This window comes from Streptomyces collinus Tu 365 (assembly GCF_000444875.1).
Classification (GTDB): domain Bacteria; phylum Actinomycetota; class Actinomycetes; order Streptomycetales; family Streptomycetaceae; genus Streptomyces; species Streptomyces collinus_A.
In genome coordinates this window covers 3256260-3268408 of the sequence record NC_021985.1, presented here as the reverse complement: position 1 = coordinate 3268408, position 12149 = coordinate 3256260, and the positions used below count along the sequence as shown (strand labels likewise).

12 protein-coding genes are annotated in these 12149 nt (G+C 72.8%); 2 read left to right on the top strand and 10 right to left on the bottom strand.

What is annotated here, in order from left to right; translation table 11 throughout:
• Nucleotides 1–420 (top strand): VOC family protein, encoded by a 420-nt coding sequence (locus B446_RS14125; protein WP_043475566.1) that lies wholly within the window; start codon nt 1–3, stop codon nt 418–420.
• Here the strand turns inward: B446_RS14125 and B446_RS14120 are convergent.
• From B446_RS14120 to B446_RS14090, 7 genes are all read right to left on the bottom strand, one after another.
• Complete coding sequence (locus tag B446_RS14120) at nt 417–1439, bottom strand: N-acetylglucosamine kinase (protein ID WP_020940119.1); 1023 nt, start codon at nt 1437–1439, stop codon at nt 417–419. The two genes, B446_RS14125 and B446_RS14120, sit on opposite strands and share 4 nt — an antisense overlap.
• The gene (locus B446_RS14115; protein WP_020940118.1) at nt 1430–2695 is read right to left on the bottom strand and encodes a 6-phospho-beta-glucosidase; all 1266 of its coding nucleotides are present in this window, start codon (nt 2693–2695) and stop codon (nt 1430–1432) included. Before B446_RS14115 ends, B446_RS14120 begins: the two co-directional genes overlap by 10 nt.
• 7 nt (nt 2696–2702) lie before the next feature.
• Complete coding sequence (locus tag B446_RS14110; protein ID WP_020940117.1) at nt 2703–3596, bottom strand: carbohydrate ABC transporter permease; 894 nt, start codon at nt 3594–3596, stop codon at nt 2703–2705.
• A 2-nt stretch (nt 3597–3598) separates the two neighbouring features.
• On the bottom strand, nt 3599–4540 hold the full coding sequence (locus B446_RS14105) for a carbohydrate ABC transporter permease (RefSeq protein ID WP_020940116.1): 942 nt from the start codon (nt 4538–4540) through the stop codon (nt 3599–3601).
• 2 nt (nt 4541–4542) lie between these two features.
• Nucleotides 4543–5886, bottom strand: coding sequence for an ABC transporter substrate-binding protein (locus B446_RS14100; RefSeq protein ID WP_167543342.1), 1344 nt, complete (start codon nt 5884–5886; stop codon nt 4543–4545).
• 85 nt (nt 5887–5971) lie between these two features.
• Nucleotides 5972–7183, bottom strand: a complete 1212-nt coding sequence (locus B446_RS14095) for an ROK family transcriptional regulator (RefSeq protein WP_020940114.1) — start codon at nt 7181–7183, stop codon at nt 5972–5974.
• 236 nt (nt 7184–7419) lie between these two features.
• Nucleotides 7420–8544, bottom strand: a complete 1125-nt coding sequence (locus tag B446_RS14090) for a mechanosensitive ion channel family protein (protein WP_043478269.1) — start codon at nt 8542–8544, stop codon at nt 7420–7422.
• A gap of 312 nt (nt 8545–8856) precedes the next feature.
• Here B446_RS14090 and B446_RS14085 point away from each other — a divergent pair, with 312 nt between their 5' ends.
• Entirely contained in the window at nt 8857–9393 is a 537-nt protein-coding gene (locus B446_RS14085; RefSeq protein WP_020940112.1) for an HNH endonuclease, read from the top strand.
• Nucleotides 9394–9434: 41 nt separating this feature from the next.
• Here the strand turns inward: B446_RS14085 and B446_RS14080 are convergent, their stop codons facing one another.
• From B446_RS14080 to B446_RS14070, 3 genes are read right to left on the bottom strand one after another with little or no spacing between them, the layout of a single operon-like run.
• Nucleotides 9435–10037 (bottom strand): hypothetical protein, encoded by a 603-nt coding sequence (locus tag B446_RS14080; RefSeq protein ID WP_020940111.1) that lies wholly within the window; start codon nt 10035–10037, stop codon nt 9435–9437.
• Nucleotides 10034–11362, bottom strand: a complete 1329-nt coding sequence (locus B446_RS14075) for a hypothetical protein (protein ID WP_043475560.1) — start codon at nt 11360–11362, stop codon at nt 10034–10036. The genes B446_RS14080 and B446_RS14075 overlap by 4 nt, the downstream gene beginning before the upstream one ends.
• Nucleotides 11359–12132: an ABC transporter ATP-binding protein gene (locus B446_RS14070; protein WP_234967491.1), complete on the bottom strand. Its 774-nt coding sequence runs from the start codon at nt 12130–12132 to the stop codon at nt 11359–11361. The genes B446_RS14075 and B446_RS14070 overlap by 4 nt, the downstream gene beginning before the upstream one ends.
• Nucleotides 12133–12149 lie beyond the last annotated feature (17 nt).

Sequence of the window (12149 nt, the reverse complement as noted above, 5' to 3'; positions counted from 1 at the left end):
ATGCACGTACGACCGAATCACCAGCCCGGCACGCCCCGCACCGCGCGGCACGACTGGTGGGGCGTGGTGCTGGAGGCACCCGACCCGGGGGCCCTGGCGCGCTTCTACGCGGAACTCCTCGGCTGGGACATCGCCAGGGAGGACGACGACGGGGCGGCCGTCGCGCCGCCGGAGGGCGTGGCCTACCTCGCCGTCCAGCGCTCGGACGGGTACGTTCCGCCGGTCTGGCCCGCCCGGCCCGGTGAGCAGCGGATGACCATGCACCTCGACTTCGAGGTGGCGGACCTGCCGGCCGCCGTGGCGCACGCGCGGGAACTCGGCGCGCGGGAGGCCGGTCACCAGCCGCAGCCCGGCGTGAGGGTGCTGCTCGATCCGGCCGGCCATCCCTTCTGCCTCTACGTGGACGGCAACAGGCCCTAGCTCGCCGCCTGTTGCCTGCCCCGGGCGCGGGGCAGGCCGGTCTCCCAGTGGGCGCGGGCCCGCGCCTGCGCCGCTTCGCCCGCGCCGAGCCGGTCGAGGCCCAGCAGCGCCGCGCCCAGGACCGGTCCGGCCGTCACCACCCGGACGTCGGCCTTGGGGGCCCGGGCGGCCAGCAGGTCCCGGACGCCGTCGTCCAGCCGGGCGTGGCCCGCGGTCAGCACGCTGCCGCCCAGCAGCACCGGCGTCTCCTCGGCCAGCAGGTCCAGGCGGGTCAGGGCCACCGTGGCCATCGTCGCCACCTCCTCGGCGAGCCGGTCCACGAGGGACCGCGCCACCGGGTCGCCCGCGGCGGCCGTCGCGAAGAGCACGGGCGTCAGCTCGTGCCTGCGGTCGTGCTCGACGTGCCCCAGATGCAGGGCCTCGATCAGCGCGTACATGGACGGCAGCCCGAAGTGCGCCGGCAGCGTCCCGGCCAGCGCCGTCGGCCCGCCCCGGCCGTCCTCCGCCCGGGCCGCGTGCCACAGCGCCTCCTCGGCCAGGCCCCAGCCGCCGCCCCAGTCGCCGGAGATGCGGCCGATGGCCGGGAACCGGGCGGTGCGGCCGTCGGGGCGCATGCCCACGCAGTTGATGCCCGCGCCGCACACCACGGCCACGCCACGGGGCTCGGCAACCCCGGCCCGCAGGATCGCGAAGGTGTCGTTGCGGACCTCCACCGAGCCGCCCCACGCGCGCGCGTGCAGCGCGGTGGCCAACTGCTCCTCCTCCACCGGCAGATCGGCGTTGGCGAGGCAGGCGGAGACGTGCGAGACCGCGGGCAGGCCGGCGTCCGCGAGCGCCCGCCCGACCGGCTCGGCCAGGGCGTCCATCGCCGGGCCCACGCCCACCGCGGGCGGGCGGAACCCGCCGCCGCGTGCCGTGGCCAGCACCTCCCCGGCGGCGGTCACCACGGCCACGTCGGTCTTGCTGTTGCCCGCGTCGATGGCGAGGACGCTCGCGGTGTCGGTTGCGGTCAGGCCCACGCGAGGTGCTCCCGGTTGTGCGCGATCAGTCGGTCGGTGAGAGCGTCGGCGTACGCGTACTGGCCGATGAGGGGGTGGCTCAGCAGCGCGCGGAAGACCCGGTCACGGCCGCCCCGCAGGGCCGCCTCGAGAGCCAGCTCCTCGTACGCCGTCACGTTCGCCACCAGCCCCGCGTACAGCGGGTCCAGGTCGGGCACCGGCAGCGGCGCGGCCCCCGTCGGGCCCACCGCGGCCTGCACCTCGATCACCGCGTCGTCCGGCAGGAAGGGCAGGGTGCCCTTGTTGAGCGTGTTCACCACCTGGTACGGGCTGCCTCCGCCGCCCAGCAGGGACGCCGCCAGGTCCACCGCGGCCTCCGAGTAGAAGGCCCCGCCCCGCCTGGCCAGCAGGGCCGGCTTCTCGTCCAGGGACGGGTCGCCGTACATCGTCAGCAGCTCCCGCTCCATGGCCGCGACCTCCGCCGCGCGGGAGGGCTTGGTGCCCAGTTCCCGCACCACCTCGTCGTGCGCGTAGTAGTAGCGCAGGTAGTACGACGGGACCACGCCCAGGCGGTCCAGCAGCGGGCGGGGCAGGCGCAGGTCGTCGGCGATGGCGTCGCCGTGTCCGGCCAGCAGCTTGGGCAGGACGTTCGCGCCCTCGGGGCCGCCGAGCCGCACACCTGTCTCCCAGGTGAGGTGGTTCAGGCCCACGTGGTCCAGGTGCACCTCCCGGGGGTCGGTGCCCAGCAGCGCCGCGAACTTGCGCTGGAGCCCGATCGCCACGTTGCACAGCCCGACCGCCCGGTGACCGGCCTGCAGCAGCGCGCGGGTGACGATGCCGACCGGGTTGGTGAAGTCGATGATCCAGGCGCGCGGGTTCGCCCGGCGGACCCGCTCGGCGATGTCGAGGACGACCGGGACCGTGCGCAGCGCCTTGGCGAGGCCGCCCGCGCCGGTGGTCTCCTGGCCGATGCAGCCGCACTCCAGCGGCCAGGTCTCGTCCTGCTCGCGGGCCGCCTGGCCGCCGACCCGGAGCTGGAGCAGCACCGCGTCGGCGCCCTCGACGCCGGCGTCCAGGTCGGAGGTGGTGACGACGCGGCCCGGGTGGCCCTGCCGGGCGAGGATGCGGCGGGCCAGGCCGCCCACCAGCGCCAGGCGTTCGGCCGCCGGGTCCACGAGGACCAGTTCCTCGACGGGCAGGGTGTCCCTCAGACGCGCGAAGCCGTCGATGAGTTCGGGGGTGTAGGTCGAGCCTCCGCCGACCACGGTGAGTTTCATATGCGGATCAACCCTTCACTCCGGTGAGAGTGACGCCTTCGACGAACGCCTTCTGGGCGAAGAAGAACACGAGGATCACGGGGGCCATGACCAGCACGGTCGCGGCCATGGTCAGGTTCCAGTCGGTGTGGTGCGCCCCCTTGAAGGACTCCAGGCCGTAGGAGAGCGTCCAGGCGCCAGGATTCTCCGAGGCGTAGATCTGGGGGCCGAAGTAGTCGTTCCAGGCGTAGAAGAACTGGAACAGGGCCACGGCGGCGATGCCCGGGCGGGCCATGGGCACGACGATCCGCAGCAGGGTGCGCAGGTCCCCGCAGCCGTCCACCTTGGCCGCGTCCACGTACTCGTTCGGGATCGTCATCAGGAACTGGCGCAGCAGGAAGATGGAGAACGCGTCCCCGAAGGCCATCGGCACGATCAGCGGCCACAGCGTGCCCGACAGGTCCAGCTGCTTCGCCCAGAACAGGTACATCGGGATGATGACCACCTGCGGGGGCAGCATCATCATCGAGATGACCAGCATCAGGGACAGACTGCGGCCGCGGAAGCGGAACTTGGCCAGCGCGTAGGCGACCGGGAGCGAGGAGACCACGGTCAGTACGGTGCCCAGGCCGGCGTAGACCAGGGTGTTGCGCCACCAGGTCAGGAAGCCCGGGGTGTCGAAGACCTTGCGGTAGTTGGCCCACTCCCAGGTGTGCGGGACGAGGTCCCGGCTGAGCGCCTGGGAGTCGCTCATCAGCGAGGTCAGGAACACGAAGACGAAGGGCAGGGTGAAGAACAGCGCGGCGGCGACGCCGAGCGAGTGGACCGCGATCCACTCCAGGAGCGTCCTGCGCCGGGCGGTCCGCTCGGCCTCGGGCATCCGCCGCGCGGCCTTCACCGGTGTGTCGAGTACCTGGGTCATGGTCAGTCACCTGCCTGGACGAGGCCGCCACGGCGCCGCATGAGCAGGGCCGTGAACGCCATGGACAGGGCGAACAGCACCAGCGCCACCACACAGGCGGAGCCGTAGTCGAAGCGCTGGAAGCCGAGGTTGTAGACGAGCTGGGGGAGGGTGAGCGTGGACTTGTCCGGGTAGCCCGGTTCGAACTGGGTGCCGGCGCCCTGGATCACGCCCGAGGCGACCTTCCCGGCGACCAGCGGCTGTGTGTAGTACTGCATCGTCTGGATCACGCCGGTGACCACCGCGAACATCACGATCGGGGAGATGTTCGGCAGGGTGACGTAGCGGAACCGCTGCCACGCCGACGCCCCGTCCAGCTCGGCCGCCTCGTACTGCTCCGCCGGTACGTCGAGCAGCGCGGCCATGAAAATGACCATGAGGTCGCCGATGCCCCACAGGGCGAGCAGGGTCAGGGCCGGCTTGGACCAGGCGGGGTCGTTGAACCAGCCCGGTGCCGGGACGCCCGCCTTCTCCAGGATCGAGTCGACCGGGCCGGTGCCGGGGTTGAGCAGGAAGGCGAAGGCCATGGTGGCCGCCACCGGCGGGGCGAGGTAGGGCAGGTAGAACAGGGTGCGGAAGACCCCGGCACCGGTCTTGATCTTGGTGATGAGCAGTCCCACGCCGAGCCCGAAGACGACCCGGAGGGTGACCATGACCAGCACCAGCCACAGGGTGTTGCGCAGCGCGGGCCAGAACAGCGGGTAGTGCTCGAAGACGTACGTCCAGTTCTTGGTGCCGCTCCACGTCGGCGGCCGGAAGCCGTCGTAGTGCATGAACGAGAAGTAGACCGTGGAGATCAGCGGGTACGCGAAGAAGACCGCGAAGCCGATCAGCCAGGGCGACATGAAGGCGGCCGTGCGCAGCGCCGACCGGCGGCGCTTCGAGGCGAGGGTGAGCGTGGTCATGGCTACTTCGCCTGCGCGATGTCCGTGTCGATCTGCGCGGCCGTCTTCCTCAGCCCGGCCTTCAGATCGGTGACCTTGCCGCTCTCGTAGTCGTAGCCGAACTGCTGGATCGTCACCAGGTACACACCGCCGTTGATCGAGGCGGGCGTGGTGGTGGAGTCCGGGTCGGCGGCGATGTCCAGGAAGGTCTTGAACCGCGGGTCGTACTTCAGCTTCGGTGACTTCAGCGCCGCCAGCGTCGAGGGCACGTTGTGGATGTCGTTGGCGAAGCCGACCACCGCGTCGGTGTCCGTGGTCATGTACTTCACCAGCTCCCAGGCGGCGTTCTGCTTGTGGCTGGTGGCGGCGATGCCGGCGACGGTGCCGGTGATGTAGCCCTTGCCGTACCGGTCGGCCTGGTCGTCGGGGACGGGCAGCGGGGCGACGCCGATCTCGAACTTCGGCTTGGCCTCCTCGGCCATCCCGAGCCGCCACTCGCCGTCGAGCTGCATGGCGACCTGGCCGGTGTGGAAGGGGTGCTTGGGCCCCCACTCGTCGCCCAGCGTGGCCCGGAACCGCTCCAGCTTCTGGAATCCGCCGAGTTCGTCCACGAGCTTCTTCTGCAGCGTGAAGCCCTTCTCGAAGGCCGGGTCCGTGGCCAGGGCGGACTTGCCGTCCTTGCCGAAGTACGTGGGTGAGAACTGCGCGAAGTAGTGCTCGGTGGTCGACTCCCAGCCGTGGTAGTCCGGCATGAAGCCGAGCTGCTTGTAGGTGCCGCCCCGGGGGATCGTCAGCTTCTTGGCGTCGGCCTCGAACTCGGACCAGGTCTTCGGCGGGTGCGTGATGCCGGCCTTCTCGAACGCCGTCTTGTTGTAGTAGAGGCCGTAGGCGTCACCGAGCAGCGGCACGGTACAGCGGTTGCCGTCGAACCGGGTGTACTCGTTCATCGCCTTCGGGAAGGTCGTCTCCGGGTCGATGCCCGCCTTCTTGAAGAAGGGGCCGAGGTCGATGAGCGCGCCCGACGAGCAGAACTTGCCCACGTTGTTGGTGGTGAAGGACGAGATGACGTCGGGGGCCCGGTCGCCGCCGCCGCGCAGCGCCTGGTTGATCTTGTCGTCGGTCATGTTGCCGACGACGTTCACATGGATGTTGGGGTGCGTCTTCTCGAAGCCGGCGACTAGGGACTTCACCGCCTTCACCTCGTTCGGCGCGCTCCAGGCGTGCCAGAAGTTGATCGTCGTCTCCTTCGACGGGTCGTCCGTGGCACCGGCGTCCGACTGGCCGGTGCACGCGGCGGTGAGCAGCACGGCGGAGGCGGTCAGGGCGAAAGCCGCTTTTCGGGCCACTCGGGGTATGGCTGTGGGCATGACGAGGTCTCCCAGGGACGGGGTCGGGAAAAACAGGAGAAGAAGCCGGGGGAAGCCAGGGAAAGCCGGGGGAAGGCGGGTGCGCTCAGCGCGAGGTGTCGAAGACCTCGTCGCGGGTGGCGGCGAGCGCGGACTCCAGCGCGCCGCGCAGTACGGGGTGTTCGTGGACGTCGCCGACGACCAGCCGTGGCCGGGCCGCGGCCAGCTCCTCCAGTTCGGCCTGGACGAGGGCGCGCAGCACCTCGCCGCCGGACGTCAGGGCGGAGCCGCTGAGGACGACGAGTTCGGGGTCGAGGACCGAGACGAGCGAGGCGAGACCGGTGGCCAGCCGGGTCGCGTAGGTCCGCAGCAGCTCCCGGTGCGGGCCGCCCGCGTGGTCGGCGGCCCGGGCCAGCAGTTCCGCGGCCGCCTCGGTGTACGGCCCCGGCGGCACGTCCTCGATGCCCAGTTCGCGGGCCAGCTTCGGTACGGCCTGGGAGCCGGCCAGCTCCTGGTAGCCGCCGCTGTTGGCCTTGGTCACCTGGCGCACCAGGGGGGTGCCGGGCACCGGCAGGAAGCCGACCTCGCCGGCGCCGCCGGTCCAGCCGCGGTGCAGCCGGCCGCCGAGGACCAGGGCGGCGCCCATGCCCTCCTGGTTCCACAGCAGCACGAAGTCCGCGTGGCCGCGGGCCGCGCCGAGCCGCTGTTCGGCGACGGCGACCAGGTTGACGTCGTTCTCGTACTCGACCGGCATCGGCAGCGCGGCGGCGAGTTCGTCGAGCAGCGCGGGGGAGTGCCAGCCGGGCAGGTGGGAGGCGTAGCGCAGTCGCCCGGTGCCCGGGTCGAAGGCGCCGGGGGTGCCGATGACCAGGCGGTGCACGTCGTCCCGGGCGAGCCCGGCGGCCTTCACGGCGCCGTCGAGGGCGTCGGTGACCTGCCGGACGACCGGGTGCGCCGGGCGGCGGCCGGGGGTGGGCAGTTCGAACTCGCCGACGGTGCGGCCGGTGACGTCGGCGACGGCGGCGCGGATGCGGTGCGGGGTGACGTCCAGCCCCGCGGCGTACGCGGCGGCCGGGTTGACCGCGTAGAGCTGCGCGTTGGGCCCCGGCCGGCCCTCGCTGGTGCCGGTGACCCGGACCAGTCCCGCCGCCTCCAGACGGGCGAGCAGCTGGGAGGCGGTCGGCTTGGACAGGCCGGTGAGCTTGCCGATCCGGGTGCGCGACAGCGGCCCGTGCTCCAGCAGGAGGTCGAGGGCGGCGCGGTCGTTCATGGCGCGCAGGACGCGCGGGGTGCCCGGCGTACCGGCGGTTCCTGCCATGCGTCTCGACACCTGCCTTTCCAGCCGCCCAGCTTTTCAGTGACCCGGCCATGCCGTCCAGCCTTGATCACCGGCCACCGGGAAGATCACTGTTAGGAAACTTTCCTATTGGCGTGGGAGGAACGTAAGCCCAGGACGAAGAGGGCGTCAATAGACAACGCCCCCGAGGCAACAGAGTCGTTACCTCGGGGGCGTGGGCCGGGGCGTGGGCCCGGGCGGGCGCGCCGGGCCCGGGCCTACTTGGCGGGTGGTGTCGAACGCTGCACCGCGATCGGCGACGCGGCCGCCGCCTGCGGGGAGTCCGCGTTGGAGTACGCCGACGGCGCCGCCACCGCCGCCATCGGGTCCGGGGTGTCCTCGACGTCCTCCAGGGCCGTCGCCCCGCCCACGATGCGGATGCTCACCGCGTCGAACGCCCGCTTGATGCGCCAGCGCAGTTCGCGCTCCACGGTCACCGACTTGCCCGGCATGGTCCTGGCCGTGACCCGGACCACCATGGAGTCGATCAGCACGGAGTCCAGGCCGAGCACCTCGACCGGGCCCCACAGCAGCTCGTTCCAGGGCTCTTCCTTGGTCATCTTCTCGGCGACCTCGTCCAGCGTGGCCTTGACCCGGTCCAGGTCCTCGCCCGCCCTCACGGTCACGTCGACCCCGGCCGTCGCCCAGCCCTGGGAGAGGTTGCCGATCCGCTTGACCTCGCCGTTGCGGACGTACCAGATCTCGCCGTCGGCGCCGCGCAGCTTGGTCACCCGCAGTCCGACCTCTATCACCTCGCCGGAGGCCACGCCCGCGTCGATCACGTCACCGACGCCGTACTGGTCCTCCAGGATCATGAACACACCGGAGAGGAAGTCCGTCACCAGGTTCCGGGCGCCGAAACCGATCGCCACACCGGCCACACCCGCCGAGGCCAGCAGCGGCGCCAGGTTGATCTTGAACGTGGACAACACCATCAGCGCTGCCGTACCCAGGATCAGGAAACTGGCCACCGAGCGCAGCACCGAGCCGATCGCGGCCGCCCGCTGCCGGCGCCGCTCGACGTTGACCAGCAGCCCGCCCAGCGCGCTGCCCTCCGCCGTCTGGGCCGACCGGGTCATCCGCTCGATGAGCTGGGTGATCGCCCGCCGGACCACCGCTCTGAGCGTGACGGCCACGACCACGACCAGCAGGATCTGCAGACCCATCGCGAGCCAGGTCGACCAGTTCTGCTCCACCCAGCTCGCCGCGTTCGTCGCGCTCTCCTGGGCGTCCTGGAGCGAGGGGACGGCCGGTGCGGTCGAACCGGAGGGGGAGGGGGAGGGGGACGGTGACGCGCCGGCGGCCAGCTGGACGACGGGCAAGGACACGGCAGGTACCTCCATGGTGCTGCGGGGTCCGTCCGGCAGGGCGGTCAAGGCGGGGCGGTCAAGGCTTTCGCGATCACGAAAAGGTCACCGGACGGACAGAACCAACACACTAACGGGGCATCGTGGGTGCTCCGCGCCGTTCCGGGAGGAGAGACCGGTCTCACCCCGGCTTGAACAGGCCATGATCCTGGGGATCCCTCAGGTGTGGTCGAAAACACTCCCAGCCCGTTACCGGGACATGGTGGCGCGTTCACCAGGCATGAGGGGAGACTGACTGCAGATCGTCCCGGCGCGAGCCACGCGCCGCCGACGCCCAAGGAGGCACCCGTGCCGCATGTCCTGGTCCTCAACGCGTCGTACGAGCCGCTCGGCGTCGTACCGCTCCGCCGCGCGCTCGTCCTCGTCCTGGAGAACAAGGCCGTCTCCCTCGAGGAATCCGGCGCCTTTATGCACAGCGCGACCGTCACAGTCCCCGCACCCAGCGTGGTCCGGCTCAAGCGTTTCGTCCGGGTTCCCTACCGCGGGCCCGTTCCTCTCACCCGCCGCGCGCTCTTCGCCCGGGACGGGGGCCGGTGCATGTACTGCGGTGGCGTCGCAACCAGCGTCGACCATGTCATCCCGCGCAGCCGCGGGGGCAAGCACGTCTGGGACAACGTGGTGGCATCCTGCCGCCGCTGCAACCACGTCAAGGCCGACCGCCACCTCGTCGAACTGGGCTGGCGGCTGCGCCACAAACCCGCTCCGCCCACCGGCCTCGCCTGGCGCATCATCGGGACCGGCCATAGGGACCCGCGCTGGCTGCCCTATCTGCAGCCGTACGGCGCGGACGACGCCATGGCCCGGATCGACGGCATTTCCGCCTGACGATCCGGGCCTTCGCGCACCCCGTGGCCGAACGGCACCGGTCAGCCGCGGGGCCCGTCGGCGCGCGCCCCGCGCCCCGCGTACGCGGCGGCGCCCAGCACGAAGGCGGCGAGGGCCGCCGCCCAGGCGCCCGGCTGCGCGCCCGGCTGCATCGGCCAGGCCCACACCGTCACCGCGCGCCCGCGCGTCCCCACCGACGCCAGGTACACCGCGCTCACGTAGCCGAAGGCGGGCAGCCAGCTCAGCCGTGCGCCGAGCAGGACGGCCGAAGCCGCCGTGACACCCGTGCAGCCGAGCGCGTTGCGGATCATGGCGGGCGCCCCGAACGTCTCCGCGTGCCCCAGCACCGCCAGCGGCAGCAGCGTCGCCGCCAGGGCCGTCAGCGCCCCGAGCTGCGCCAGCCGGCGCGGCCACCAGGGCCGTACCGCCGTCCGGTCCAGCTCGTCCGAGGCCGTGTGCAGACTCGTGCCGATCACCGCGGCCGCCAGCAGCGGGGCCAGCGCGACGACGGGCACCCGGCGCCCGGGGTCCAGGTAGGCGTCCAGGCCGCGCGCGGCCCAGACCGCGAAGGCGGTGGTGGCGGCCAGCGCGCACACCGCGAGCGGGACGGCGCGGGAACGGGCGTAGAGCAGGAATCCGGTCACAGGGCCGGCACCCCCTTCACGTCACAGGTGCCCGCCGTCGCGAAGTACGCCGACAGCCAGGCCCGGCGCTCCGCCCCGCCCATCGCGCGCAGCCGGGCCCGCGCTTCCCGGCGGGCGCGCTGCTCCGCGCGCTGCTCCGCGCTGCCCTCCGTGTCCCACGCGTCCAGGCCGTCCTGCAGCGGGCTGGGCGCCAGGTAGGTCTCCACCGCGTCGTCGGCGAGGACCATCCGCCGTGTCGGGTGGAGGCACTCGGGGCGCCGTTCCAGCGCCGCGGCCGCCTCCCAGGCGTACTGCCGCGGATCGGTCAGCCGTCCCCGCACGACCGACCAGCCCAGGGGCGTCAGCATGGGCAGCCGAGCCTCGGGGTCACGCGACTCGTGGTTCCCGTTCTCCCACCGCGTCGGCAGGTTGCGGACCCCCTTCAGCCGGCCCGTGATGCCGGACAGGGCGTCGGTGATCTGCGGGAGCATCCCCGCGAACCGGGCGTCGACGCAGACCGCCGGCGTGACCGAGGTGTCACAGACGTGCCGGCGCACGAGCGGGTCCTCGTGCCACAGGCCCTCCCCGGTCTGCCCCAGCACCGTGGCCGCGGCCACGGCGGCCGCCAGCGGCAGCAGGGCCGTGGCCCGCCGCCGCGCGGCGTACCCGAGCGTGGCGGCGAGCGCCAGGCCGGCCGTCCACCCGGCCATCGCGAGCGGCTGCCACCACACCGGGACGTCGGTGTCCATGACCGGGGTGGCCGGGTCGAGGTGACGGGCGAGCCCCGGGCCCGCCGACGTGAGCACACCGAGCCCCACGTACCCGGCGATCCCCAGCAGCGGCGCGGCCAGCCGGGTCGGCACGGCCCGGCCCACCACGTGCCCGAGCAGCGCGGCCGCGGCCACCGCCACGGCGTCCCCGGGCAGCGGGCCGAGCCGGGGCCGGTCGCCCTGCGCGTAGGGCCAGGTGGCGAGCATCGCGAGCCCCGCCGCGACCAGGTGGCCGGCCGCCGTCCAGAGCGCGACCGGCAGCGCCGAGGCCAGGAACCGGGCCAGCGGGGTGCGGACGACCGTCCCCCACAGCTCCTCGGTACGGCGCCGCCGCTCCCGGCCGCCCTGCCAGCAGCCCGCCGCCGCGGCCAGCGGAACGGAGATCAGTACGCTGTTGTGCAGCTGGGCGGCGGTCTCCGCCCAGCCGCCCTGCCAGTGCGCCGAGGTGCCGGTCAGCAGCACCGCGAGCGTGAGCACCACGGCGGCCCCGGCGAAGGGCGCGAAGCCGCGCACGGCCTCCGCGCGCAACGGATGGGGCGCCCGCACGGGCGTCCTCGGTACGGTCACGGCAGTCATCGCACCGACTCCCGCGCACCCGGTGCCCGGTGGGCCCGCAGCGCGGCCGTGTAGCCGCGCTCGATCGGGTGGTCGCCGGGCCCGTCCGAGACCTCGCCCAGCTCCGAGAGCGACCGCGGGGTGCCCCGGTAGGCGATCCGTCCCGCGTCCAGCAGGGTGACCTCCGTACAGGCGGCGGCCACGTCCTCCACCAGGTGGGTGGAGACCAGCACCGTGGCCGAGGTGCCCAGTTCGCGCAGCAGCTCGCGGAACTCCACGCGTTGCTCGGGGTCCAGACCGGCGGTCGGCTCGTCCAGCAGCAGCACCCCCGGTTCGTTCACCAGGGCCTGCGCGATGCCGACCCGGCGGACCATGCCCCCGGACAGGGTGCGGATCCGCGCGTCGATGCGGTCCGCGAGGCCGACCCGGGCGACGACGTCCGCCACGGCGTCCGGCACGCGCGCGGCGGGCACCTCCTTCAGCCAGGCCACGTACGCCACGAACTCCCGCACGGTGAAGCCCGGGTAGTGGCCGAACTCTTGGGGCAGGTAGCCCAGCCGGCGCCGGACCTCGGTCCGCCCCCGCTGTTCTGCGGTGTCCCGGCCGAGGATCTCCACCCGGCCGCCGGACGGCTGCGCCACGGTGGCCAGCACCCGGATCAGCGAGGTCTTCCCGGCACCGTTCGGCCCGAGCAGGCCGTGCACCCCGGTGCCGAGGTCGAGGTCGACGCCGTCCAGCGCGACGGTCTTGCGATGCCGGACCCGCAGGCCGGTCACGCGTACGGAACTCACAGGGGTCTCCCAGAGGA